The 23,485-nt window shown below is 53.8% G+C and carries 24 protein-coding genes; 15 read left to right on the top strand and 9 right to left on the bottom strand.

What is annotated here, in order from left to right; translation table 11 throughout:
- Positions 1 to 11 precede the first annotated feature (11 nt).
- On the bottom strand, positions 12 to 1,160 hold the full coding sequence (locus ACZ5BW_RS09290; RefSeq protein WP_464539209.1) for a glycosyltransferase family 9 protein: 1,149 nt from the start codon (positions 1,158 to 1,160) through the stop codon (positions 12 to 14).
- A 159-nt stretch (positions 1,161 to 1,319) separates the two neighbouring features.
- A complete protein-coding gene (locus tag ACZ5BW_RS09285) occupies positions 1,320 to 1,514 on the bottom strand; it encodes a DUF2795 domain-containing protein (RefSeq protein WP_464539207.1) in 195 nt (64 codons plus the stop codon).
- Positions 1,515 to 2,124: 610 nt separating this feature from the next.
- Between ACZ5BW_RS09285 and ACZ5BW_RS09280 the strand changes: the two genes are divergently transcribed.
- The 8 genes from ACZ5BW_RS09280 (at position 2,125) to ACZ5BW_RS09245 (ending at position 9,698) form a co-directional block, all read left to right on the top strand.
- The gene (locus ACZ5BW_RS09280) at positions 2,125 to 2,748 is read left to right on the top strand and encodes a TetR/AcrR family transcriptional regulator (RefSeq protein WP_464539205.1); all 624 of its coding nucleotides are present in this window, start codon (positions 2,125 to 2,127) and stop codon (positions 2,746 to 2,748) included.
- A gap of 185 nt (positions 2,749 to 2,933) precedes the next feature.
- Positions 2,934 to 4,013 carry a metal-dependent hydrolase gene (locus tag ACZ5BW_RS09275; RefSeq protein ID WP_464539203.1) on the top strand — a complete coding sequence of 360 codons (1,080 nt, stop codon included), beginning with the start codon at positions 2,934 to 2,936 and terminating at the stop codon, positions 4,011 to 4,013.
- A gap of 362 nt (positions 4,014 to 4,375) precedes the next feature.
- Positions 4,376 to 5,512: a cytochrome c oxidase subunit II gene (coxB, locus tag ACZ5BW_RS09270; RefSeq protein ID WP_464539201.1), complete on the top strand. Its 1,137-nt coding sequence runs from the start codon at positions 4,376 to 4,378 to the stop codon at positions 5,510 to 5,512.
- Positions 5,513 to 5,664: 152 nt separating this feature from the next.
- Entirely contained in the window at positions 5,665 to 7,257 is a 1,593-nt protein-coding gene (gene ctaD / locus ACZ5BW_RS09265) for a cytochrome c oxidase subunit I (protein ID WP_464539199.1), read from the top strand.
- A 40-nt stretch (positions 7,258 to 7,297) separates the two neighbouring features.
- Positions 7,298 to 7,441, top strand: coding sequence for a hypothetical protein (locus tag ACZ5BW_RS09260; RefSeq protein ID WP_166637073.1), 144 nt, complete (start codon positions 7,298 to 7,300; stop codon positions 7,439 to 7,441).
- Positions 7,442 to 7,494: 53 nt separating this feature from the next.
- Positions 7,495 to 8,358, top strand: coding sequence for a cytochrome c oxidase subunit 3 (locus ACZ5BW_RS09255; protein ID WP_464539196.1), 864 nt, complete (start codon positions 7,495 to 7,497; stop codon positions 8,356 to 8,358).
- A gap of 56 nt (positions 8,359 to 8,414) precedes the next feature.
- Positions 8,415 to 8,885, top strand: coding sequence for an RrF2 family transcriptional regulator (locus ACZ5BW_RS09250; protein ID WP_464539194.1), 471 nt, complete (start codon positions 8,415 to 8,417; stop codon positions 8,883 to 8,885).
- Positions 8,886 to 8,915: 30 nt separating this feature from the next.
- A complete protein-coding gene (locus ACZ5BW_RS09245; protein ID WP_464539192.1) occupies positions 8,916 to 9,698 on the top strand; it encodes a cyclic nucleotide-binding domain-containing protein in 783 nt (260 codons plus the stop codon).
- 21 nt (positions 9,699 to 9,719) lie between these two features.
- Here ACZ5BW_RS09245 and ACZ5BW_RS09240 read toward each other — a convergent pair whose 3' ends face one another.
- Positions 9,720 to 9,965, bottom strand: a complete 246-nt coding sequence (locus ACZ5BW_RS09240; RefSeq protein WP_464539190.1) for a hypothetical protein — start codon at positions 9,963 to 9,965, stop codon at positions 9,720 to 9,722.
- Between the two features lie 305 nt (positions 9,966 to 10,270).
- Here ACZ5BW_RS09240 and ACZ5BW_RS09235 point away from each other — a divergent pair, with 305 nt between their 5' ends.
- The 4 genes from ACZ5BW_RS09235 to ACZ5BW_RS09220 all read left to right on the top strand — a co-directional run bounded on the left by ACZ5BW_RS09235 (position 10,271) and on the right by ACZ5BW_RS09220 (position 14,151).
- On the top strand, positions 10,271 to 10,669 hold the full coding sequence (locus ACZ5BW_RS09235) for a hypothetical protein (protein ID WP_464539188.1): 399 nt from the start codon (positions 10,271 to 10,273) through the stop codon (positions 10,667 to 10,669).
- A 352-nt stretch (positions 10,670 to 11,021) separates the two neighbouring features.
- Positions 11,022 to 12,833 carry a translational GTPase TypA gene (typA, locus tag ACZ5BW_RS09230; protein WP_464539186.1) on the top strand — a complete coding sequence of 604 codons (1,812 nt, stop codon included), beginning with the start codon at positions 11,022 to 11,024 and terminating at the stop codon, positions 12,831 to 12,833.
- 145 nt (positions 12,834 to 12,978) lie between these two features.
- Positions 12,979 to 13,602: a DsbA family protein gene (locus ACZ5BW_RS09225; protein WP_464539184.1), complete on the top strand. Its 624-nt coding sequence runs from the start codon at positions 12,979 to 12,981 to the stop codon at positions 13,600 to 13,602.
- Between the two features lie 48 nt (positions 13,603 to 13,650).
- On the top strand, positions 13,651 to 14,151 hold the full coding sequence (locus tag ACZ5BW_RS09220) for a hypothetical protein (protein WP_464539182.1): 501 nt from the start codon (positions 13,651 to 13,653) through the stop codon (positions 14,149 to 14,151).
- A 72-nt stretch (positions 14,152 to 14,223) separates the two neighbouring features.
- Here the strand turns inward: ACZ5BW_RS09220 and ACZ5BW_RS09215 are convergent, their stop codons facing one another.
- A complete protein-coding gene (locus ACZ5BW_RS09215; protein ID WP_464539180.1) occupies positions 14,224 to 14,937 on the bottom strand; it encodes a hypothetical protein in 714 nt (237 codons plus the stop codon).
- 80 nt (positions 14,938 to 15,017) lie between these two features.
- Here ACZ5BW_RS09215 and ACZ5BW_RS09210 point away from each other — a divergent pair, with 80 nt between their 5' ends.
- The gene (locus tag ACZ5BW_RS09210; protein WP_464539178.1) at positions 15,018 to 15,362 is read left to right on the top strand and encodes a hypothetical protein; all 345 of its coding nucleotides are present in this window, start codon (positions 15,018 to 15,020) and stop codon (positions 15,360 to 15,362) included.
- Here the strand turns inward: ACZ5BW_RS09210 and ACZ5BW_RS09205 are convergent.
- The 4 genes from ACZ5BW_RS09205 to ACZ5BW_RS09190 form a co-directional block, all read right to left on the bottom strand.
- Positions 15,359 to 15,640: a type II toxin-antitoxin system RelE/ParE family toxin gene (locus tag ACZ5BW_RS09205; RefSeq protein ID WP_464539176.1), complete on the bottom strand. Its 282-nt coding sequence runs from the start codon at positions 15,638 to 15,640 to the stop codon at positions 15,359 to 15,361. The genes ACZ5BW_RS09210 and ACZ5BW_RS09205 overlap by 4 nt on opposite strands.
- Positions 15,627 to 15,902: a type II toxin-antitoxin system RelB/DinJ family antitoxin gene (locus tag ACZ5BW_RS09200; protein WP_464539174.1), complete on the bottom strand. Its 276-nt coding sequence runs from the start codon at positions 15,900 to 15,902 to the stop codon at positions 15,627 to 15,629. The genes ACZ5BW_RS09205 and ACZ5BW_RS09200 overlap by 14 nt, the downstream gene beginning before the upstream one ends.
- Positions 15,903 to 16,389: 487 nt before the next feature.
- Positions 16,390 to 17,460, bottom strand: a complete 1,071-nt coding sequence (locus tag ACZ5BW_RS09195) for a phosphotransferase (protein ID WP_464539172.1) — start codon at positions 17,458 to 17,460, stop codon at positions 16,390 to 16,392.
- Positions 17,461 to 17,667: 207 nt separating this feature from the next.
- Positions 17,668 to 18,120, bottom strand: a complete 453-nt coding sequence (locus ACZ5BW_RS09190; RefSeq protein WP_464539170.1) for an exosortase system-associated protein, TIGR04073 family — start codon at positions 18,118 to 18,120, stop codon at positions 17,668 to 17,670.
- A gap of 524 nt (positions 18,121 to 18,644) precedes the next feature.
- Between ACZ5BW_RS09190 and ACZ5BW_RS09185 the strand changes: the two genes are divergently transcribed.
- Both ACZ5BW_RS09185 and ACZ5BW_RS09180 read left to right on the top strand, forming a co-directional pair.
- Positions 18,645 to 21,272: a glycosyltransferase family 39 protein gene (locus ACZ5BW_RS09185; protein ID WP_464543681.1), complete on the top strand. Its 2,628-nt coding sequence runs from the start codon at positions 18,645 to 18,647 to the stop codon at positions 21,270 to 21,272.
- Between the two features lie 92 nt (positions 21,273 to 21,364).
- Positions 21,365 to 22,831: a DUF4139 domain-containing protein gene (locus ACZ5BW_RS09180; RefSeq protein ID WP_464539168.1), complete on the top strand. Its 1,467-nt coding sequence runs from the start codon at positions 21,365 to 21,367 to the stop codon at positions 22,829 to 22,831.
- Positions 22,832 to 23,014: 183 nt separating this feature from the next.
- Here ACZ5BW_RS09180 and ACZ5BW_RS09175 read toward each other — a convergent pair whose 3' ends face one another.
- On the bottom strand, positions 23,015 to 23,449 hold the full coding sequence (locus ACZ5BW_RS09175; RefSeq protein WP_464539166.1) for an Hsp20/alpha crystallin family protein: 435 nt from the start codon (positions 23,447 to 23,449) through the stop codon (positions 23,015 to 23,017).
- Positions 23,450 to 23,485: the final 36 nt, after the last annotated feature.

The raw sequence follows: 23,485 nt of genomic DNA, 5'->3' as shown, positions 1-23,485 counted from the left end.
GGGCTCAATGCTCAGTGCTCGTGCTCAGTCGTCGGACGCAATAATTCCGTGACCAATCCAAGAACCTCTGCGACCGGTACGCTTTCCACGAATGAGTACGGATGACTGCAGTCCGGTTTCTGCGGCTGAAACGGCCAGGGTGAAACTGGCTTGATGCCGCATTGGGGGCATTCAAGCTGCCAGCTTATCGCAATGCGATGCCGGTCGCGGCTCAGCGGCCCCCAGTTGAGCACGTTGGGCGCCCAGTAAATCCCGACTGTACGTACCCCGACCGCGCGTGCCAGATGGAGCGGACCGGTGTCGTTGCTGACGACGAGCGCGCTTTTCTGTAAGAGGGCAGCCAGGCCACCCAGGCCAAGCCAAGTACACGGAATTGCAGAGCGATTCATTGACTGTGTAACATTCATGACGCCCTCTTCTTCTTTCGGCGTTCCCGTCACGACAACTTCATATCCCTTTTCGATCAGGCAATCTGCTGCCTTGGCAAACCTGGCTGCAGGCCATACCCTGCGGAGGTCATCCGCGCCCGGGTGGATAACGATATAGGGTTTGCCCTTGATGAGTTGCCGGACCGGTTCTGCCTCCTGTTCGTCGGATTCCGTCACCTCGATGCGCGGTTCGAATCCGGTGCTCGTGGTATGAGCCCCGATCAAGGCCGCCACTTCCAGATTGCGCAGAATCTCGCTCTGGTAATGCACATAGGGAATGGAGCGGTCGAGGGGTTCAGCAGGCGGGTTGCACATGCCTGCCGTCATGCGGGCGGCGAATTTATTGATGAAGGGGTTGACGAATTTACCGTCACCCTGCATGTGAATGACGACATCGAGCTTTTCGCCTTTCATCGCCTGGCAAAACCGATCGACTTCCAGCGGGTAGGCGAAACTACCCGTATCGCAGACCTGGCCTTTTGACTCGACCGGGTCGTTGACACCGGCAAGTGGTGGAATGCTGATAACCCGGTCCACCATCGACGGCCGACCGGCGAGGAATTCCTTTACCCAGGGTTTGGCGAGCAGGATGAGTTCTGCAGGGGGATATGTCCGTTTAATCGCCTCCAGGGCGGGCAGGATGACGATAAAGTCACCCAGCGCCTTGGCGTGGAGAACCGCGATTTTGCGGGGTGAGAACGGGAGAGCCGGAGGAAAATTACCTGCTGCCAACGTCAGTCAGAATCATTTCTTGTTCTTTTTTTCCTGGCATTGTCCTCGCTGCCTCCACACGTTTCACCCTTCGGATGTCTTCCGTTTATCTGTTCTCCTGCCGGCAGGCTTTATCCTGCCCCATTCTGCCCCATCCCTGTCCCATGCCGATGCCAGGAATTATTTGATATGCCCGATCGCCTTGCTCACATCCGCCGGCGTCTCATAGTCCTCGTCCGGCAACTGTTCGAGCGTCTGCATTATATTCTCGTCAGCGCCCTTGGATTTGGCATGATCCACGAGCTCCTCCTTGTTCGCAGGGTAATCCATGCCGGACAGAAATTTCTGTACCTGAATCGGGTTTGCTTTTGCCATGATTCCTCCTTATCGCGATCGTTATCTCGGTTGCCTCACATTCAGAACTCAGTGTAGTTTATTTCCTGGCTGATTTCCGTGTAACTTTGATTGCCCCTTCATGAAGTGAATGACGAAGAAGCGAAGCATGGTGCAAGGCAATCCTCAGGCCAGGTAAAACTGCAAATCCCGATATGTGTGATGGCGAACTGAAATAAAACCCGATCAGAGGAAGAATAAAGTCACAAGCAACTACATGAATGATGGGCGAATGATGGACGAAACACTCCCAATCATTTGAATATGAACCAGTTTAAGGAGGCAGGCATGAACAACATAATCTGGTGGGTGGGGTTTATTGTTATCCTTCTCGCTGTCTTGAGCTTCCTCGGATTGCGTTAAGAAGTAGGGGCGCCAGCGGTTACTCCTGGTAACGTGAGTAGCAGGCTGTTTTTCGTCAACGACATTGCGTAAACAGCAGTTTTCCAACGGGAGTAACCCTGGCTTACTATGCTTTCTTAACCCTGCGTGCTTGACATTCCATTAGGATTTGGGATACGTTCCTTCTGACCAGGTCAGAGTTTTGGTGAAATTTCCTTCCTGAATCAACCACTCGCGTGATGGGTAATCGATGATGACGACTGCTGATCAGATTATTAACACCGCAGTTGAGCTCGGCGAACAGAAATCGTGGGAGGTCGTACGCCTGCATGACGTAGCGGCTGCGCTGGGCATAACTCTGAACGACGTGCATGCGCATTTTCGTGAGAAAGAGGATATCGTTGAAGCCTGGTTCGAGCGGGCGGACAGTGCGATGCTCAGGATGGCGCAGGTGCCGGACTTTTCCTTCCTGACGCCGCATCAACGTCTGCATTGGCTGATCATGACCTGGCTGGAGTCTCTTTACCCTTACCGCAAGGCTACAAGGCAAATGATCTATGGCAAACTGGAGCCGGGTCATCTGCACGTTCAGATTCCCGGATTGATGCGCGTCAGCCGTACCGTGCAATGGATGCGGGAGGCTGCGGGGCGGGATGCTACGTACCTCCGGCGTGCGTTGGAAGAAAGTGCGCTCACTTCCATTTATCTGGCGACATTTGTCCATTGGATGAACGACAGTTCGCCCGGTTCTTCCAGGACGAGCCGGTTTCTGGACGGATGCCTTTCCGTAGGTGAAAACCTGGATCGGATGATATTTTCCCGTCGGCACGGCGGAGAAAGAACGGATAGCGGAGAAGCGCCTCAGGGTACATAAGGGTAGATAAGGGTACCAGAGTACTGAGAATCACTCCGGCAATGCGTCCCGCTGCTTTCCCCGTCCGCTGAGCGTCCAGCTGACTGTCCCGTTGAACTGCTTCATTGAACTGCTTCGTTGATCTGCCTCTTTGAGCTGTCTTTTTGGCTTCCATTATCAGCCTTCATTAAATTCCTTCATACCGCATGGATACCCTGACCCATGCTTTAAGCGGTGCATTGCTTGCGCGGGCAACCGTTCCACCTTTACATCATGCGCCTGACACCGAGCAGCTGACATTGCGCGCTCGCATGACTGCAGGCTTCATTGCAGCCGCGTTTCCCGATGCCGATTTCGTGTTGCGCGCGATCGATACGCTCACGTATGTCACATTTCATCGCGGCATTACCCATTCAATCATACTGTTGCCTTTCTGGGCCTGGCTCGTTGCGTGGATACTCTCGAGTTTGTCTCGCCTTTCACGCCGGCCGTATCCCTGGCAGGCATTCTATGGCATCGCTGCGCTCGGTATCGGTATTCATATCGCCGGTGATGTGATCACCTCTTACGGCACGATGCTGCTGGCTCCCTTTTCCAGGCATGCTTTCAGCATTCCCTTCACATTCATCATCGACCCCTATTTCACGGGAATAATCGTGCTAGGCCTTGTGGCCAGCATATTCAAGCCAAAAGGCCGATATCCGGCGGTTGCTGCCTTGCTGATCCTGGGGTGTTACGTTGGCTTCCAGGGGATTCTGCATTCACGCGCTGTCGAGATTGGCGAGGCATACGTCGAAAACCATCGATTAAAGGAGGCTCAGGTCCACGCCTTCCCTCAACCCCTCTCGCCCTTCAACTGGAAGATTATCGTCAGCCATGACGATGACTATGAAGTAGCTTCGGTCAATCTGTGGCGTACGCAAGAACTTGAGGCCTCCGCTGCCAAGAGCGGTTTGCTGGGCAGGTGGGAAGCGATTGCTGCGGGTTATCAGCCTGTTTCAACAGTAAAATGGACACGGCATAGTCGATTTGGTGAAACAGAGCGTCAGAGTGCTCTTGCCCGCGAAGCGTGGCGGCAGGAGATTTTCGCCGGGTTTCGCCATTTTGCGGCGTTTTCTGCCCTCGATCGGATCGAGTATTACCCGGGCGAAGTCTGCGTGTCTTTTCTTGATTTGCGTTTCATCGTTCCTTCCCTTCAGCCATCCCTGGTATTCGGCCTCTGCCGCGAAGGTCCGCACGGATCCTGGCAACTCGCGCGCGACCGCGGTCTCTTCGGAAGAGACTGACGCGGACACCCACGATTTCCCCGGAAATCGTTCTTAATAAACGATGGGTTACAGCTTGCGCCTCCACCCATCCTGCCGCCGAATCTGCCGCCAGATTCTGGATTATTCCAGGCTCGGATAAGGCACGAACCGGCGATATCTCCCGCGCTGGAATACCGCAAGAGTCTGTTTGTCCCCCTCTATCCCCTCTATCGCCCTTTATCCCCTCAGCTCACTCCCTTCTACCCAACCTCGATAAAAGTTGATATCGGTCAAGGTTTCATCTCGTACTGAGGCATACGATTCGATACCGGATAAGAGAATCCGATTATCTTTAATAACCCTACTCGTAGACCAAATATTCGGGAATCAATGAGGAAAACATGAAGATCAACGTACCCTCAGCCTTTGCAGGAGTCATGACGTACGTGATGCATCCCGGACTGGCGATGGCGGCAGCCGACCCCTACCAGTTAAATCTGCCCGAGCCGCAGACAGTCATTGCCCAGCAGATCTACGACCAGCACACGATGGTTCTGTGGATTTGCCTGGCGATATTCATCGGCGTGTTCGGCACGATGTTCTATTCCGTAGTCAAGCATCGCAAATCGAAGGACTATGAGGCCGCCAACTTCCATCACAGCACCACGGTCGAGATCATCTGGACGGCGATCCCGTTCCTGATCCTGATCGGCATGGCCTTTCCCGCAACCAAGACCGTGATTGCCATGAAGGATACGTCCAATCCGGACATCACGGTCAAGGCGACCGGCTATCAGTGGAAATGGGGCTACGACTACCTGACGGGTGAAGGCGAAGGCATCGGTTTCCTGAGTGCCCTCTCCACGCCCAAGCCACAGATCGACAACGCGGCACCCAAGGGCGAGAACTATCTCCTGGAAGTGGACAATCCGCTGGTCGTTCCCACAGGCAAGAAAGTGCGCGTGCTGATCACCGCCAATGACGTGCTGCATGCCTGGTGGGTGCCGGCGCTGGGCGTCAAGCAGGATGCCATCCCCGGCTTCATCCGTGATGTGTGGTTCAACATCGAGAAGCCCGGCACCTATCGCGGCCAGTGCGCCGAGTTGTGCGGCAAGGAGCATGGTTTCATGCCGATCGTGGTAGAGGCGGTGGAGCCTGAGAAATACGCCGCGTGGGTGGCGGAGCAGAAAACCAAGCTGGCGGCAGTAGCCGTGGACGTCAACAAGGAGTTCACGCCGGACGAGCTCAAGGCCAAGGGCGAAGCCGTGTATAACGCCAACTGTGCCGCCTGTCATCAGGCCAACGGGCAGGGTGTGCCAGGGACTTTCCCTGCAATCGCTGGATCGAAGGTTGCCACCGGACCCAAGGAAGGCCACATCAACATCGTCATGAATGGCAAGAGCGGCACGGCAATGGCGCCATTCAAGCACCTGTCGGACGTGGATATTGCCTCGGTGATCACCTACCAGCGCAATTCCTTCGGCAATTCGACAGGCGATGCTGTCCAGCCATCCGAAATCAACCAGCTCAGAAGATAGTCAAGGAGAAATCATGACCCTGCGTATTCGATGTTGCCCAACATGACATTGCAGCCGGATGGCAAGGCGACCGCTATCCTCCTTTGATGAGTTGGGATAACAGTCGGCAGAGATATCAAAAATATTCAAGAAACAGCACCCAGGAGAAACTCATGGCAGCAATACCCGATCACGATGTCGTGCATGGTGCCGATCACGCGCACGACCACCACCCCACCGGCCTGATGCGGTGGCTGACCACCACGAATCACAAGGATATCGGCACACTGTACCTCTGGTTCAGCTTCATCATGTTCCTGACAGGGGGTGTGATGGCGCTGACCATTCGGGCCGAACTTTTTCAGCCGGGCTTGCAGATCGTCAATCCCGAATTTTTCAACCAGCTCACAACCATGCACGGATTGGTGATGGTATTCGGCGCCATCATGCCGGCCTTCGTCGGTTTTGCCAACTGGCAGATACCGATGATGATCGGCGCTCCCGACATGGCCTTTGCGCGAATGAATAACTGGAGCTTCTGGCTGCTTCCTCCCGCGGCATTGTTGCTCATCACTTCTTTCTTCGCGCCCGGCGGCGCTGCTGCCGGGGGCTGGACTTTTTATCCTCCGCTGTCGGTGCAAATGGGCATGGGAATGGACATGATGATTTTTGCTATCCATATACTCGGTGCTTCCTCCATCCTGGGCTCGATCAACATCATCACCACTATTCTCAACATGCGCGCGCCGGGCATGACTCTGATGAAGATGCCCATGTTCGTGTGGACCTGGCTGATTACCGCTTATCTGCTGGTGCTGGTCATGCCGGTGCTGGCGGGTGTGGTAACCATGCTGTTGACTGACCGCAACTTCGGCACCAATTTCTTCAATGCGGCGGGTGGGGGTGATCCAGTGCTGTTCCAGCATGTTTTCTGGTTTTTCGGGCACCCGGAAGTCTACATCATGATCCTGCCGTCATTCGGCATTATCTCCGAGGTGATTCCCACTTTTTCCCGCAAGCCGCTGTTCGGGTATCCCTCGATGGTGTATGCAACTGCTTCCATCGCCATTCTTTCCTGCATCGTCTGGGCGCATCATATGTTCACCGCGGGCATGCCAGTGGTAGGACAGCTGTTTTTCATGTATGGCACCATGCTGATCGCGGTCCCGACCGGTGTGAAGGTGTTCAACTGGACGGCCACAATGTGGCGTGGCTCCATGACTTTCGAGACGCCCATGCTGTTTTCCATCGGCTTCATTTTCCTGTTCGTCATCGGGGGTTTCAGCGGCGTGGTCTGCGCCATTGTCCCGATCGATGTCCAGGTGCAGGATACCTACTATGTGATCGCGCACTTCCACTACGTGCTGGTATCCGGCTCGCTCTTCGCCATCTTCGCCGGTGCGTACTACTGGCTGCCGAAGTGGACGGGCCACATGTATGACGAGACACTGGGCAAATGGCACTTCTGGCTGTCCATGTTCTTCTTCAATCTCACTTTCTTTGTCCAGCACTTCCTGGGGCTTGCCGGCATGCCCCGCCGTATTCCCGACTATGCACTGCAATTTGCGGACTTCAACATGATTTCCAGTATTGGAGCATTCGGATTCGGTATGACCCAGTTGTTGTTCCTCTATGTGGTGCTGAAGTGCATTCGCGGGGGAGCAAAGGCGCCGCAAAGACCATGGGAGGGTGCAAAAACACTGGAGTGGACCTTACCCTCGCCGGCGCCCTATCACACCTTTGAAACGCCGCCAATCGTGAAGTAATCCGTGAAGTAATCCGCTAATCGATAAACAGGAGATCGTCATGTCGAAAAATATGGATATGTCGCAACCCGTGAATCTGTCGGAAGACGAGGAGATCGAGAGGAAGCTTGCAGCAATCAGAACGGCTCTTTATGCCCTGGCTTTCTCTCTGGTGGTGCCCCTTATGCAATATTTTTGGCAATAGCTGCTGTCGAAACCAGCCGGCATCCTATCGATCAACCATAAAGAGAGAAAAAAGTGAGTCAAGAAGCGAGTCAGGAAGCGAGTCATTACTACGTTCCGGCGCCATCCCCCTGGCCCATTACGGGGTCGCTAGCGCTGTTATTCATGGGATTCGGTGCGGCCTTGTCGGTCAACCGGCTTCCCCTGGGTTACGGATTACTGGCGACGGGCTTTGCCATACTCGTCTACATGATGTTTGGATGGTTTGGCACCGTGGCCGGTGAAAGCGAGAGCGGCAAATTCAACAAGCAGGTCGATAAATCTTTCCGCTGGGGGATGAGCTGGTTCATCTTCTCGGAAGTCATGTTTTTCGGGGCTTTTTTTGGTGCGCTGTACTACATGCGCATGCATTCGGTGCCCGATCTGGCGGATCTGGAGCAGAAGGCACTGTGGCCGGATTTTACGGGCGAGTGGCCCACAGCCGGCCCCGGTATTAAGGAAAAATTCATGCCTATGGGTCCGTGGGGTCTCCCGGCACTCAATACCCTGATCCTGCTGACCTCGGGCGTGACCGTCACCTGGGCGCACTGGGCACTGAAGCTGAACAAGCGCGGGCAGCTTAAACTGGGATTGTTCCTCACGTTCGCCCTGGGGTTTCTGTTCGTGGGCCTGCAGGCTTACGAATACGGCCACGCCTATTCGGAAATGAACCTCAAGCTCTCCACCGGAGCCTATGGCGCCTCGTTTTTCATGCTGACCGGTTTCCACGGTTTTCATGTAACGCTGGGTTCCATCATGCTGTTCGTCATCTGGTGCCGTGTGCTGAAGGGCCATTTTTCACCCGAGAATCACTTCGGCTTCGAAGGGGTCGCCTGGTACTGGCACTTCGTGGACGTGGTCTGGCTGGGCCTGTTCATCTTCGTATACTGGCTGATATAGGAATTATCCTTAAAAAAGAGAGTTCTAAATATTCACCTTATTTTCTCCGGTTCCCGATGATTCTTTCGCGTACGACCCAATATGCCATTCAGGCGCTTATCTACATGGCAACCCAGCCTCCCGGGGTGGCTGTGCTGAATCGCACGATAGCGGAATGCCTGAGGTTGCCGCCTACTTATCTCGCAAAGATTCTGCAGGAGTTATGCAAGGGCAATCTTTTGTATTCTTTTCGCGGAAAGCAGGGAGGGTTCTGCTTGCGGGAAAGCAGTGACAAGATTAACCTGATGCAGATCGTCAGGATCACCGAGGGACCGGGGTTTACCGAGGATTGTGTTCTGGGGCTGAAAGTTTGCAGCGACACCACTGCCTGCCCCATGCACGCGAAATGGTGGCCGATCAAGCAGGAGATCGTGAAACTTCTGCAAGGCCAGACCCTGGATACGCTGGCTGCGATGGTGGTAAGCGGCAAGTATCAGTTAACGGATTTTCCCGGAGCGGTTCTTGGTAACATCGAGCTGCCGGCATAACCATCCAATTTATTGCCTACAGGTTCTCACATGTCAAAACACGCACTCAAGCTGATACCTTCCTCCACGGAGCACGCGGATGTGCCCAATGATTGCAAGAATTGCGGGGCATATCACCTTTGTATGTCCCTCTGGCTCAAAACCGGCTATTCATCCCTGCTCGAGCGCGTGGTAAAAAAGAAGCAGGTATTCAAGCGTGGAGAAGTGCTTTACCGTATGGGCCAGCCGCTGGAGTATATCTATATCATCCGCGGCGGATCCGTCAAAACCTGCGTGAGCACCGAGGATGGACAGGTTCAGGTGATGGGCTTTCATACAGCCGGGGAACTGCTGGGACTGAATGCCATCAGTAATCGGGAGCATAAATGCGAAGCGAGGGCAATGGGGGTGACCTCCGTATGTGAAGTTTCTGTCGAGCGTTTCGAAGAACTGGCCAAGAAGGACCCGGCCATCCAGTATGAAATTCTCAAGATCATGAGTGCCGAAATCCATCACGGTCAGGAATTGCTGCTCCTGCTCGGTAAACACAATGCCGAGGAGCGGATTGCCATTTTCCTGCTCAACTTGTCCAGGCAATTTGAAAAGCGGCATTGTTCGGCCACCGAATTCACCTTGTGCATGTCCCGCAGCGATATCGGTAATTATCTCGGCATTGCGGAGGAGACGGTCTGCCGAATATTTGCCCGGTTTCAGGACGACGGCCTCATCAGCAGTGAATACCGTAACGTCAAGCTCAAGGATATCAAGCGGCTTGAGCAGATTGCCAACCAGAAATCCTTGAGGCAAACCAACGTCGCCTCTTTTTACTCCTGAAGTTTTACCCCTGGAATGAAGTCACCCCAGGCAGGGTCGCTCGGGTTTCGCAGAGCTGACCCTGCCAGTCCCCCTCTTCGCGGAGATCATCTTCTTTCCGCTTTTTCCTGATTCGCCGACAATACTGCCGAGCAATTCCACCGTCTGTTTAAGCTGATTCCGGGTTGATTGCCTGGGTGAGGCTGTTTCCGGGGTCATCCCGTCTCCGGCCCGAAAGCTCTTGCGCTTCTCCTGCCTCCGTTTCTGATTCCCGTTTTTGATTTCCATTTGCGAGCCTCATTTCGAGGCAGGGCATTTTTCTGCCTGATTCAGTCCGCTTCGGTTCCGGATATCTTTTTGTCATGATGGTGGCGGCATGATTGGGTTTTGCGACGGCAGAGCTTCAAGAGTGCCTGATCCGGTCACCCAAAGGTGGCGGGAAAGAAAGCTGATGACATGGAGATTCCGGGAAAAGCAACCAGAACATGACATTTGTCAGATTTTTTTTGGAGGGCAGGACATATCATGCTTTCGCGATATGGTTTCCGGCAAGCGGACCAGCAAAATTCAACAGCAACCACGGAGGAAATCAGATGAAACATTTTTCTGGCAAGAGGCGAACGGCTGCCGCTGTTTCTGCTGCTTCTCTTGCTATTGTCATATCTACGGCTGCGCCTCCGGCTTCTGCCCAGGATGCGAGAACGCAAGCATTGGAGCAGCAACTCAGGCAGCTGGAGACAAGCCTGCAAGCTGTCCGGAATGAGCTGGAGCAGGTGAAAACGGAATCTGCGCGGGATGCGCAGAGGCTGATGCAGATCGAGCAGAAATCGACGTCGATAGAAAAACGCCAAGTGGTGGAAGCGCAGAAGGTTGCGAAAATCGAAGAGACTGCGGTATCGGCGAGAAGAATTCTTGACAGCAGTCCGCACATGCTGTTTTTCCGGGGTGGGTATGCGCGCAGCAATGATCTTCGGAACGGCGTATCCATATAGAGCGGCGGGATTGGTGGCGCCGGAGGACAGGCGGACCGTGATGCGTGGTATATCGGTGCCGGTTTTGATTTCAATCTGACAAATGATGTATGGGGCTTGATACCCAGTACGAGCTTAGTGTCGGAACTGATGTTCGAATACAAGGAATTCGGCACCAAGGTAGCCGGTAATGCGCTTCCTCCCCCGGTTTGTTTATTTCCTGCCTGCTTTTCATACCTGGACGCAAGGTATAAAAATTTTCCAGGAATAGCGACGTCCTGGAACTTCATGGGCACTCCAGTGTCAGCATGCATGTCACTCATCGACCTGTTATAATTCCGCCCTTTTTGCCATTGTAGGCCTACGATCCTTTATGTCTCGCTCCCTGCGCAATATCGCCATAATTGCCCACGTCGATCATGGAAAGACGACACTAGTGGATAAACTGCTGCATCAGGCCGGTTCCTTCGCCGCGCATCAGCACATCGCCGAACGTGTGATGGACTCCAATGATATCGAGCGCGAGCGCGGCATCACCATCCTTGCAAAGAACTGCGCAGCCGATTATGAAGGCGTGCATATCAATATCGTGGATACGCCGGGTCATGCCGATTTCGGGGGTGAAGTGGAGCGTGTCTTATCCATGGTGAATGGAGTGCTGTTGCTGGTGGATGCGGTGGAAGGTCCGATGCCGCAGACACGCTTTGTCACCAGAAAAGCGCTTTCGCTGGGACTGCGTCCAATCGTCGTGATCAACAAGGTCGACCGACCGGGCGCGCGTCCGGATTGGGTGGTAAACCAGACTTTCGATCTGTTCGACAAGCTGGGCGCCAGCGAAGAGCAACTGGATTTTCCGGTTGTTTATGCCTCGGCGCTCAATGGTTACGCCACGCTCGACCTGAAACAGCCGGGCATCAACATGCGCCCGCTTTTCGACACGATCCTCAGGCATGTGAAAGCACCGGTGGGAGATGTCGATGGCCCATTGCAACTGCAGATCAGCGCCCTGGACTATTCCAGTTTCGTGGGACGCATTGGTATTGGACGCATCAATCGTGGAAGACTTAAACCCGGCCAGGATGTCATGGTACTGGCGGGGAGCAATACGCCCAGGAAAGCCAGAGTCAACCAGGTTCTGGGCTTCCGGGGCATCGAACGGGTCCAGCTTGCCGAGGCGTTGGCGGGCGACATCGTTCTCATCAATGGCGTCGAAGAGCTGAGTATCGGCGCGACGCTTGCCGATATCGACGAGCCTGAGGCGTTGCCTATGCTTGCCGTGGACGAGCCTACGCTTACGATGAATTTTCAGGTGAATACTTCACCTTTTGCCGGAAAGGAAGGGAAATTTGTCACCAGCCGGCAACTGCGCGAACGCCTGGAAAAGGAGTTGCTGACCAATGTTGCCATGAGGTTGGAGGAAACCAAGGATACTGACTCTTTCCTGGTTTCGGGCCGGGGTGAGTTGCATCTCACCATTCTGCTGGAGAATATGCGGCGCGAAGGCTACGAACTGGCGGTGTCGCGGCCACATGTCGTGATTCGCGAGATCGATGGCGTCAAATGCGAGCCCTTTGAGATGCTTACGGTTGATGTTGAGGAGGCCCATCAGGGCGCGGTGATGGAGGCGCTGGGCGCGCGGCGCGGCGATCTGCAGGATATGGTTTCCGATGAGCGGGGGAGGGTGCGGCTCGACTATCGCATTCCTGCCCGGGGCCTGATCGGCTTTCAATCCGAATTCATGACCATGACGCGGGGCACGGGCCTCATGAGTCATGTATTCGATGAATACGCGCCCATGCGGCCCGAAATAACCGCGCGCCGCAACGGGGTTCTGATATCCGCCGAGCAGGGTGAAGCGGTGGCATACGCGCTGTGGAAATTGCAGGAACGTGGACGCATGTTCGTCAGCCCGGGCGAGCGTCTGTATGAAGGGATGGTGATCGGGATTCACAGCCGTGACAACGATCTGGTGGTCAACCCCATCAAGGGCAAGCAGCTCACCAATATACGGGCTTCGGGGACCGATGAAGCCGTCGTTCTGACGCCGCCCATCCAGCTCACCCTGGAATCGGCTATCGAATTCATCGCGGATGACGAACTCGTGGAGATTACGCCTAAAACCATTCGTATCCGCAAACGCCTGTTGCAGGAGCACGAACGCAGGAAAGCGGCTCGCGCGGCGTAAGCCGGCTTCTTTCCCCGGTTCCTTTCTGGCAAAGGGAAAGGGGCAAAGGGCGTTCAGCCGGAAAAATACCGTGGCGGTTCAGAGCGCGATTAGAATATTTCTTCCCTGAACTCGATCAGTCGAAGCGATCTCGCCTGTTACTCTCATGAACGAAAAGATCCTCTGGTATGTTGCCGACCCGATGTGTTCCTGGTGCTGGGGATTTTCGCCAGTGATCGAGAGAATCCGGCAGGAGTATGGCGATCGCCTGAGGATGGAGTTATTGCTGGGCGGACTGCGTGCCGGGACCAAAACTCCCCTGCCTCTTCAACAGCGTGAGGAAATTCTTCACCACTGGCACGCTGTGCAGCGTGTGACAGGACAGCCGTTCAGTTTCGAAGGCGCGATGCCGGAGGGCTTTATCTACGATACGGAGCCTGCAAGCCGTGCAGTTGTCGCCGCTTCCCGCATCAGCCCTGATGCCGTATTCCCATTTCTCAAGACCATTCAGTCTGCGTTTTATGTCGATCAACAGGATGTGACTCTGCAAGAGGTATTGGAGCGATTGGCTGTTGTTATGGGCTTGGATGCGCAGCTTTTCTCTCAAGTATTCGAATCCGAGGCCGTAAAGGAACTGACGCTTGCCCATTTTCAAAAGGTCCGCCAATGGGGCGTGCATGGGTTTCCCGCTGTGATAGGGCAGAAAGGAGCAGATTACGTTGTGCTGACAAGGGGCTATTGTTCATTCGAGGATTTCGGCTCTAGGCTCGACAGTTGGCTCGAAAATTGATCTTGTAAGCTTGTCATCCCTCAAAACTTATAATTTTCTCCGATAATTATGCAAAGGGTATTCCTGGCATTCCTGGCTCCGGCTTTTGCGCTCTCGATGCTTTTGATCTCCCCGCCTGTATCGGCTGATAAATGGAGAGATGACGGTCATCCTGGTCGGCACGGTCACGAAGGAAAAAAGTGGAACAAAGGCAAGGATGGGAAAAACCATAGAGGTGGCACCAGCCGCGGTCATTACTACTTTGATGACCGCCAGCGCGCCATTGCTCACAGCTATTATGCGCCACATTTTCAACGCGGCCACTGTCCCCCCGGCTTGGCAAAAAAATATAACGGCTGTATGCCTCCGGGACAAGCGAAGAAGTGGAGAATGGGTTATCCGTTACCCCGGGACGTGATTTTTTACGACTTGCCTCACGTTTTGCTACAGCAATTAGGGAATCCAGGACCGGGTTATCGTTACGTTCGAGTTGCGGCCGATATACTACTGATTGCGATGGGAACCGGAATGGTTATCGACGCAATTCAGGATTTGAATGGGATGCGGTAACGGGTAGACTTGCCATTTGAAGGAGTCGCGCTTGCAGGGTTCATCCGGTGATGGGACGTCGGCAGGCATGTTCTACATTCCTGTTCCGGTGGACCAGCCAAAGCGCTCCAGTAGTGCTCTAAACGCCTCGCTGGCAATGATGAATGCAATAAGATATGACGTCAAGCTTAGCAGGACGATTGTCCAGATTGCTCGCCAGGGACTCAGGGTCGAGTATTGCTTCCATTGCGAGAGAAAAGCGGCATCATCTTCCTTGCTTGCGCGCTTCAAGCTCAATTCGAAGAGAATGCTCTCCCGCGCTCGCCGCAGTGCATTCTCGACCCCTGCTCGATAAGTGGTATCGATAAGATCCAGCCGCTTTGCTTGCGCTTGCGAAGTTTCCGGGACTGCTTCCCCAGCCACCTGTGCATAAAACTCGCGCATGCGCGAGAGGTATCGTTCATCGGCCAGTAGGTCATTGATTGTCTCCTCCACAGACTTCGCTTCCCCAACCGCGCCCATGGAGTTCCCACCGGTCTTCTGTTTCGCAATCCTTATTTCCTGTATGAACTCCTGCTCCTTTCGCCCGATCAGCCTGAGCCAGATCGCCTCCGCAGCTTGAGGAGATGGGCCGCGCGAAGCCGCACCGGAGGAAGGTGTTGTTTCGAATAAGCTATCCAGTTCCGCTTTCGCTGCTCTTTCGCAATCCGCATCGATTGCTTTGAGCCTGCTGTTGAGATCGTCATTCATGATGTTCTGGAGAGTGGAGGGTTGAACTGCTGCCCCAAGTGCGGACAGGTAACGCAAGACCATATAACCTTAAACTACATTCGCACGATCTTTTCAAGAAACGATGCAGAAGCGCTTCTCTGGATGAACGGGGCGCGGTGCTAGGCTACGAAAAACGCAAAGGCCGCGATTGGCTAGAGAACTCAGGCGGATATAATTTCCGCCAGCCTCAAGCCAATGCGACCCTTGAGAAAGCCATTGTATATGACACCCATCCTATCCGCAATCCGCCGGAAATCCTGTTTTCCGGGAAAGAACCCGCTAAGCAGGATACTATAGAAGTCGATGGTACCGATAACGACACGGAACGGTATGTATTCAATTATGTCGACGTGCCTGAAGGCGTGGAAACTCTGAAGCGCACCAATTCGCCGTTTATCAGTTACACGTACAAGGCGCTGCCCATGCTGTTGCATACGACGACGATGCGCCCCGGCCGTTAAATTTTGAGTTCGCTATGCGAACCAAAGCGCACGAGTTCGAGAACATCATTACCTTGCTTGCGATAAATCAACACTACATCGGGTTTGATGTGGCAGTCGCGGTACCCTTTCAATTTTCCCTTCAAGGCATGGTCAACGTAGCTTGCTGGCAAGGGCATATCGTTTACCAATAAATCCATTGCAGCTTTCAGCAGAGAGTCAATATCCCGATGTAGTGACTGAGACTTCACGTGCCGGAAATCGCGTTTGAAGGCATGCGAAAACTTAATCCGGCGCATTTAACCGTTCCATTAATTCCTCAACCGTTTCACACGTCGTTACATTTTCCCCACGCTCCAACTCTTCTATGGCAGCAATGGTTTCCGTATTGGGTTCGAAGAAATCCATTGGGTGAAAAGGCAATTCCTTTTTGTTGGCGACGCTTGTTAAAAACATCCTTATCGCATCGGAAGGTGTGAGGCCCATTTTTTCTAATACGATGGTTGCCTCTTCTTTTACATGAACGTCGATCCGTGCGCGCACCACATCAGTTTTGGCCATGGCTATTTCCAGTGTGAAAAATAATGATTGTAGCTCAAATAGGCTACAGCTGAAAGGGGCGGGTGTCAGATTAGAGTATATCCAATCATGACGTGGCCACTTGACAAAAATACTGTCCGGTTAAAACTGAAAAATGTATTGATTGACATGCCTTCCAGATTGTCTAGGATTTTATCCTGACAGAATGGAAGGAAAAATGGAGGAATACGATCAGCTATTGAAGGAATGTCGGGTGCGCGCCGATGAAATTGCGGCCTCTAGGGGGAAAAGGACTCACATTGCGACAAATAGGCGACCACTACGGAATATCTAGTGAGCGCGTGCTGCCCGATATACCTGCCAGTCTTCAGGCATATTATATTCTAAGCTTGCTTGAAGGCCAGAAGTCTGCTTTTGCCTGATCTGAAATACAAATGGATTGGCCGCAAGCAGTTCCTGAAAAGCCTTCCTACAAAAGGAGGGCTTTTTTATTCCGGACAGCAGGGGATTATAGCGGGATTGCCGCAAAAGCATCGAGGTCGTTCACGGCGGTGGCAACGCGATGAATCAGTTCGCGATTGGTTTCCGGTTTTATCATTCCGCCGACAGCAAGCGACACAATCATTGCTTCGAACGGATAAACGAGATGAGCGCGGTATCTCTGCTTCAATGTCTCGCTGTCAATGTTTTCGATACCGTAGTTCGTGAGCTCCTCGGCATAGATAGCCAGCAGATTTGCTTCATGATTCTGCCGTATCTCGGGTGTAAGGGCGGTAGCCAGAAAATAAGCGACGTCACCGATGCCTTCGCCAAAACGCACGAGTTGCCAGTCGAGAAGACCCGGTTGAGATTGGCTCCAGAACAGGTTGCCGGGGTGACAATCATGATGAACGAGTGTTTGCGGCCGCCCCGCAAGAAAGCGCATGGCGCGCCGGCGCTGTCGGGCATAATTTATGGCGAGTGCATGAAGCGGCGAAGGTATGAGTTTTTCCGCCTGCCGGAGCCCCCGCTTCATGAGCGGAACGGCAAGCGCGGTACCCAGGTGATCCTCGAGTTGGCGTATGGGACCCGCCAGCCAGGCATATTTCTGCATGAGATCGAATTTGTTCCAGAAGCGGGCATGCAGTCGGGCCAGCTGCTTGATGACAAGTGCGGCGCGGTCAGCCGTCAGCGCATCGTCGGGGTTGCCGGCAGTAGCACCAGATTCTGTCACATCGTTCAAAACCAGCGTCGCACCCTTGCCAGGTTTGCTCTGACCCGCGAGAAAACCGGGTACGGCAATGGGCACTGCTTGCGCCGTTTCATTGTAGAAGCGGGTTTCAGTATGAAGCAACCCTGGCAACGCAGTAATCAGCCTTGCCCGCCAGGCCAGCGAGGGTAATTTTACAAACCACTTGCGCGAGAGCGTTGCCGGACCATCGTGTTCAACCGCAATACGAACCCGTGTCGTCGTTCCTATATCAACGGAAATCAGATCTACCCTGGATACCGTTACATGGGAACAATGGCAGTTCACTACCCGCTGCGCCCAGCCTGCATTCAAATCGCTGGGTCGGCGGGCGAGAATATCATGCTTCATTTGCCAGGCCAGAGCGGGGACTGAACCCGACGGAGTTGAGCTGGGTGAATATACCCGGATTTTCTTTTGGGAAGCTGCTGAGGCGCATCAGGAACGCTGCGTTGATCAGGAATTGCGGTATGTACATTCATTATTCCGAAATATATTGATTTCCATAGAAAAGGGAGCCGAAGCTCCCTTTTCTATGGAATGCCACTGCAGCAGGAACTATTGATAACGTTGATCCGCAGGCTGTTGCTGCTGCTCATAAGATCTGTCGGCTGGCTGGCGATAGGATTTCTCCTTGGGCTCATCCGTGCTCAATTTCCAGTCAGGATGATAGTGTGTCTCCCTATCCCAGTCTTTCCAGATATAGTCGGGATAGATAAGGGGCTTGGTCGGAATGACAAATGTGACCAGGTCTACCGCACCTGTCAATGTGCGGCCAATACCGTGCACGATACCTGTAAGCAATCCAGCGGTAAGTCCGTAGCCAAGTCCCTTCTCGTTGGTTCCTATCATGATGTTCTTCGGCACTTCGCCTATACCTGTGACCGTGTTGGCAAGGCCATGCGCAAGCTTGTCGCCCACACCCTCAGCATAGCTGTGCGCAAATGCTGCTTGTGGCGAAACGAATAATAATGCAGACAGTATCATTAGCGTTTTCAACATATTCTTCATCGATACCTCCCTTAAATAGATTAAATAAAAATTTAATTCCAACTTAATACTAGCATACCGCTAAGAAATATGGAAAAGGCATGCCAAAATTCGTGAACTCGGCGCCGTATCTGCCGCGGAGTCAAATTGGGGTGAAAGCGGGAATTTTTGTGGATATCAGGGCCCTACAGCGAATGTATCGGCGAATGTACCGGCTTCACACGGCGCAACAGCACGCTTCAAAGTGCGGCGGAATCAGCAAATGTGATTCTTATCGGTATTTGTGCTTCCCGGTCATCTTAATCATTCAGCATTCAGGCGTTCTTGCGCGAATTGTGCTACGCTTCCGCATGTTTCACAATTGTGAAACCATCATCTGACGGATTGCAAGCAGGAACTGTGGCACGCCCCCGTACAAGAAAAGCAGCTAAGTGAGTTCTTTACCTAAATCGCCGGAAGCATCCAGCTTCCTGTCTTTGCGTTCGTTTTCCTCGACATCACCCCATCCTTCAAGCTCCCGCCTGGCCGGTTCTATCCAGTTTTCAGTGATCGTTCCCACGCTCAACGAGGCCGGCAATATCGATCCGTTACTGACCAGACTATCCGCGCTTGGTTTGACGGAGGGAAGTTTCGAAGTCATCTTTGTAGATGACAGTTCACGCGATGGAACGCCGGAAAAAGTCCGTGAATGGGAAAATTGCGGCAACGTAAGACTGATCGAACGCCGGGAAAAACCGGATCTCACGTGTTCAATTCTGGCGGGCGCGGTATCGGCGCGAGGGGATGTTATTGTCGTGATGGATGCGGACTTGAGGCATCCGCCTGAGCGATTGGCCGCCCTGGTCGCGCCGATATTGGATGGAAGCCATGACGTCGCAGTCGGGAGTCGTTATGTGCCGGGTGGCAGTACAGAGGGCTCGCCGCTGCACCGACGGTGGCTGTCCTGGCTCGGCGGCTGGTTAGCCCGTCCCCTTTGTGACATCAACGATGCAACCTCCGGCTTTTTCGCATTCCGCCGTGAATTGTCGGGAACCATTGCGGAACGTGAGGGCGGATACAAGATATTGCTCGAACTGCTCATGGCAGGGCAGGGCAAGCTTCGAGTAGTGGAAGTGCCGATCTGCTTTCGCGATCGGGCCCAAGGTGCGTCGAAGCTGTCGTTTTCACAGCAATGGACATATTTGCAGCGCCTGATGACCCTGGGCGGCGGCACGGTTTCGACGGGCACAGCCAGCCGCTTTGCAGCAGCAGGATTATTTGGCGTTTTTGTCGATGCGCTGCTTTTCCAATGGGTGTTGAGCAGCGGGACAGGACTTGCGCTGGCGCATATCCTCAGCTTTTTCGTCGCCGCTTCGGTAAGTTTTTCGCTCAATTCCAAATGGTCTTTTCGTCCAGACCACGAAGGATATTTGCGGTGGCGGCAATTCGGGCGTTTTCTGACGGTCGGGCTGTTCGCATTGCTGACCCGTGGAGGTGTGCTGGCTTTCCTGGTCCATGGATGGCATATGCCGCCACTGCTGGCGATATTTCCTGCTATTGCGGCCACGGCTGCCATTATTTATATCGGTTCGGCATTCTACGCATTTCCGGTAAAACAGAATCCGCCCTCCCTGGATGTCCGGTGGCGCGTCTCCTCGTTCGGAATCGTCGCGTTTGCGGTACTGCTGCGCCTGATCTATATCGGTATAGCGCAGCTGATTCCGGATGAAGCGTACTACTGGAATTACGCGCAGCACATGGACCTGAGCTTTTTCGATCATCCGCCCATGGTGGCCTGGCTGATCTGGTTCGGGACCTCGATCTTCGGTGACAACGAATTTGGAGTACGAATAGGCGCCTTTATCTGCGGCCTGGTTACAATGGGGTATCTGTACGCCCTCTCGCGCAATCTCTACGACAAATCGACCGGTATCCGGGCTGTCCTCTTGCTGGCCGTGCTGCCCCTCGGTTTTGTTACCGCAACGCTCATGACGCCGGATGCTCCGTTAATGGCTGCGTGGGCCGCCACCTTATACTACATGGAACGGGCATTGATAGCGGACCAGCGGTGGGCCTGGCTGGGCATGGGCATTGCCTTCGGACTGGGTATTCTGTCCAAATACACGCTGGGGCTGCTGGGTCTTGCAGCACTGCTGTTTGTGGTGATCGACCCGGGTTTGCGCCGCTGGTTGCGCCGGCCGGAACCCTATCTTGCGGCAGCGCTTGCGCTATTGCTGTTTTCACCCGTTATTGTCTGGAATATGGAGAACGACTGGGCATCCATTATGTACCAGTCCCAGCGCGCAACGGGAATAGGCAACAAGTTTTCGTTGCACCTGCTTTTCTTTCATATGCTGCTTGTCCTGACGCCGATTGGCTTCGTTGCAGCATTCATGGCGCTGGCTGCGCGCCATGACCGAACCGTCAACCCCCTGATACGCAGACGCCGCCTGTTCATGCAGGTATTCACGATTGCGCCGCTCGCGGTGTTTTTCTGGCTCAGCCTGTTCGGCTGGCCGAAATTCCACTGGACTGCGCCCATCTGGCTGGCTATTCTGCCGGCAATGGGGTGGATGTTGGGCCAGACAGATAACTGGAGCAAGGCAGCAAGCCGTTTGCGGGCAGCGTGGAAACCAACCATAGCAGTCTGTATGTTTCTCTATGCATTGGCACTCCATTACGTCGTGCTGGGCATTCCCGGCATTCCTTACGTGGGTTTCAGCGAACACTACTTCTGGCGCGAAACCACGCGTGAAGTCGAACGACTTGCGGCAGAAGTGGAGCAGCAGACGGGAAAAAAACCGCTTATAGTGGGGATGAGCAAATGGTCAGTCGCGAGTTCCCTGTCGTTTTATAACGATAAAAGCGAACCGCTGGATATTCGCGGACGCAACATGTTCCTGCAGAGCGCGGCCATGTATGATTTCTGGTACCCCTCGGTACCCCCGACGGATCGTCCCATTATTCTGTTCGGAATGAAAACGCATCAGCTCGAGCATGACATCGATGGCAACGATAACATTACTCCGCTGCTGGTGCAGCTTGGCCCGATCAGGGAACTGAAGATCGAGCGGGAAGGGAAGCCGCTGCGCAGGATATATTACCGGGTTGCACAGGGTTATCGCGGTCTCCCGGCAGCCGATTCCCAGTTCGTTAGCCTCTCGCCTTCCATTTCCCCTGGCGTTGCGCCTTAACAGGCCCTGGCCAACAGGCTATGCAGGAGTGCCTCCGTTCTCCATTTTCTATCATGACAACTTATGCGAAAACCATAATGCGGAAAATATTGATGGATCATATGATGTCGCTTGCATGCGGGTTGATCTTCATCCTGCTTTCCACGTCCAGCATCGCGGGATTGTCTGCCGGGAAAGATGAAAGAATTGCTGATACTTCGCAGCAGAAAGAGGTTGCCATCACGATTTATGGCAATAACCTGGGTTTGATAAAAGATACGCGTCGCGTTGGTCTTGCGCGCGATTTCAATCAACTCATCTGGCTCGATGTTGCAAAGCAGATACGTCCGGAAACGGCACGATTGCGTAATCCGGCTCATTTCCATGGATTTCGCGTACAGGAACTGAGTTTCGATCTCGATCTGTTAACCCCCGGAAAACTGCTGGAGCGATACATCGGCAGGGAAGTAACGGTCATTCGCGCGAATCCCGTGACAGGGGAGGAAAGGCGGGAAACCGCAGTGGTGCTTTCCGCACATAACGGCGGAGTGTTCAAGTATGCGGATCGCGTTGAAATCGGCAACCCTCATCTGGGCCGACTGGCTTTCCCCGCTGTTCCTGAGAGATTACATGACAAGCCCAGTCTGGCTATTTCCTTCGTCAACCCGGTTGCCGGCGAGCAGGACCTGGAACTTTCCTATTTGACAACGGGGTTATCCTGGCGAGCGGATTATGCAGTGGAATTGAATGAGCGCGAGGACCATGCGGATATTCATGGCTGGGCGACCGTGACCAATCAAAGTGGAACAGGCTACCCCAACGCTGCCTTGCAACTGGTTGCAGGGGATGTCAACCAGGTGCGTCAAAGCGCGGCTGTGCCGCGTCATGCCATGGCCATGGCAAAAATGGCGGAGGCGACCGACCTGAAACAGGAGTCGCTGCTTGAATATCACCTCTATACCCTGGATCGCCCCATAACGCTGGCGGAGAACCAGATCAGGCAGGTGGGGCTGATGTCTGCAACCCGCATACCGGTGAAAAAGGAACTGGTCCTGACGGGTTCCGATTATTATTACTCGGGGAAATTTGCCGACATAGGGCAGAAGCTGAAGCCGGCGGTATTGCTCGAATTCAGGAACAAGGGAGAAGGACTGGGAATTCCCCTGCCTGCCGGAATAGCACGAATGTATAAAAAAGATTCACGCGGCCATATCCAGTTTGTGGGCGAGGATCAGGTGGATCATTCGGCTGCAGGGGAAATTGTCCGGCTGAAACCGGGAAATGCATTCGATGTAACAGTGGAAAGAAAACAGACGGACTTTCGGAGGCTGGCGGGAGAAGGACTGAAGGACTCGCGGGAGGGGAGCACGTTCGAAAGCGCATTTGAGATTCTTTTGCGCAATGCCCGTAAAGAAGCTGTCACAGTGACGGTGCGGGAACCGATACCAGGAGATTGGCAGATGGCAGCGGAATCGCAAGCACATAGCAGGGTTTCTTCGAATATGGCGGAATGGAAAGTGATTGTTCCTGCCGGCGGCCATAATGTCCTGAACTACCGGGTTCGTGTAAAAAACTTCTGAAAAAGCCTCCGTACTCTTTATCCTCTGCTCTTATCCCTTTCCCCTTTCCTTTTGGCAACCGGAAACAGGCTGAGGTTGAGAGGAGTGAGGGGATGGGGGCGAAGTGGAAAGAACGCCGATCCCAAAAAAGGAAACCCGGTGAAACCTTGCTTCCACCGGGCTCTGTCAGCGGGTTTAGTACTCTTATTGAACGGTCACGTTGATCTTTTTCGGCTGGACCGGTTCGCGTTTGGGGATGACGATTTCCAGAACTCCCAGGTTGGATTTGGCTGATATCGCATCCGCGTTGGCAGTGTCCGGCAGGCTGAAACGGCGATGGAAAGAGCCGTAAGTGCGCTCGACACGCTTGTAGCCTTCCTTCTCGGTAGTTGCCTCGGTTTTCTTTTCGCCCTTGATCGTGAGCACGCTTTCTTCCATGCTGATATTGATATCTTCGGGTTTTACCCCGGGAAGATCAGCCTGAAGAACGAACTTGTCCGCTTCTTCCTTGATATCCACTGCCGGCGTCCATTCGGCGGTCGCGGCGGAACCGTCGCCGGCAACGTTTTCCCGCGCACGATCCAGTTCCCGATGTAATTGGTGCAGCAAGCTCCACGGTTCATACCGACTAATAGCCATAATATCTCCTTTGAAATAAATGTCTGACATCAAGCT

It is taken from the genome of Nitrosospira sp. TNL300 (assembly GCF_055385915.1).
Note: the sequence above shows the minus strand (reverse complement) of the source record. Positions and strands in the feature narration are given on the sequence as shown.

Coding starts and splice junctions, on each gene's coding strand:
- ACZ5BW_RS09190 (WP_464539170.1), bottom strand. CDS start 18,120: ATGAAGAATATGTTGAAAACGCTAATGATACTGTCTGCATTATTATTC.
- ACZ5BW_RS09250 (WP_464539194.1), top strand. CDS start 8,415: ATGATTCTTTCGCGTACGACCCAATATGCCATTCAGGCGCTTATCTAC.
- typA (WP_464539186.1), top strand. CDS start 11,022: ATGTCTCGCTCCCTGCGCAATATCGCCATAATTGCCCACGTCGATCAT.
- coxB (WP_464539201.1), top strand. CDS start 4,376: ATGAAGATCAACGTACCCTCAGCCTTTGCAGGAGTCATGACGTACGTG.
- ACZ5BW_RS09175 (WP_464539166.1), bottom strand. CDS start 23,449: ATGGCTATTAGTCGGTATGAACCGTGGAGCTTGCTGCACCAATTACAT.
- ACZ5BW_RS09240 (WP_464539190.1), bottom strand. CDS start 9,965: ATGGAAATCAAAAACGGGAATCAGAAACGGAGGCAGGAGAAGCGCAAG.
- ACZ5BW_RS09235 (WP_464539188.1), top strand. CDS start 10,271: ATGAAACATTTTTCTGGCAAGAGGCGAACGGCTGCCGCTGTTTCTGCT.
- ACZ5BW_RS09180 (WP_464539168.1), top strand. CDS start 21,365: ATGGATCATATGATGTCGCTTGCATGCGGGTTGATCTTCATCCTGCTT.
- ACZ5BW_RS09220 (WP_464539182.1), top strand. CDS start 13,651: ATGCAAAGGGTATTCCTGGCATTCCTGGCTCCGGCTTTTGCGCTCTCG.
- ACZ5BW_RS09225 (WP_464539184.1), top strand. CDS start 12,979: ATGAACGAAAAGATCCTCTGGTATGTTGCCGACCCGATGTGTTCCTGG.
- ACZ5BW_RS09280 (WP_464539205.1), top strand. CDS start 2,125: ATGATGACGACTGCTGATCAGATTATTAACACCGCAGTTGAGCTCGGC.
- ACZ5BW_RS09285 (WP_464539207.1), bottom strand. CDS start 1,514: ATGGCAAAAGCAAACCCGATTCAGGTACAGAAATTTCTGTCCGGCATG.
- ACZ5BW_RS09245 (WP_464539192.1), top strand. CDS start 8,916: ATGTCAAAACACGCACTCAAGCTGATACCTTCCTCCACGGAGCACGCG.
- ctaD (WP_464539199.1), top strand. CDS start 5,665: ATGGCAGCAATACCCGATCACGATGTCGTGCATGGTGCCGATCACGCG.
- ACZ5BW_RS09275 (WP_464539203.1), top strand. CDS start 2,934: ATGGATACCCTGACCCATGCTTTAAGCGGTGCATTGCTTGCGCGGGCA.
- ACZ5BW_RS09260 (WP_166637073.1), top strand. CDS start 7,298: ATGTCGAAAAATATGGATATGTCGCAACCCGTGAATCTGTCGGAAGAC.
- ACZ5BW_RS09195 (WP_464539172.1), bottom strand. CDS start 17,460: ATGAAGCATGATATTCTCGCCCGCCGACCCAGCGATTTGAATGCAGGC.
- ACZ5BW_RS09200 (WP_464539174.1), bottom strand. CDS start 15,902: ATGGCCAAAACTGATGTGGTGCGCGCACGGATCGACGTTCATGTAAAA.
- ACZ5BW_RS09205 (WP_464539176.1), bottom strand. CDS start 15,640: ATGCGCCGGATTAAGTTTTCGCATGCCTTCAAACGCGATTTCCGGCAC.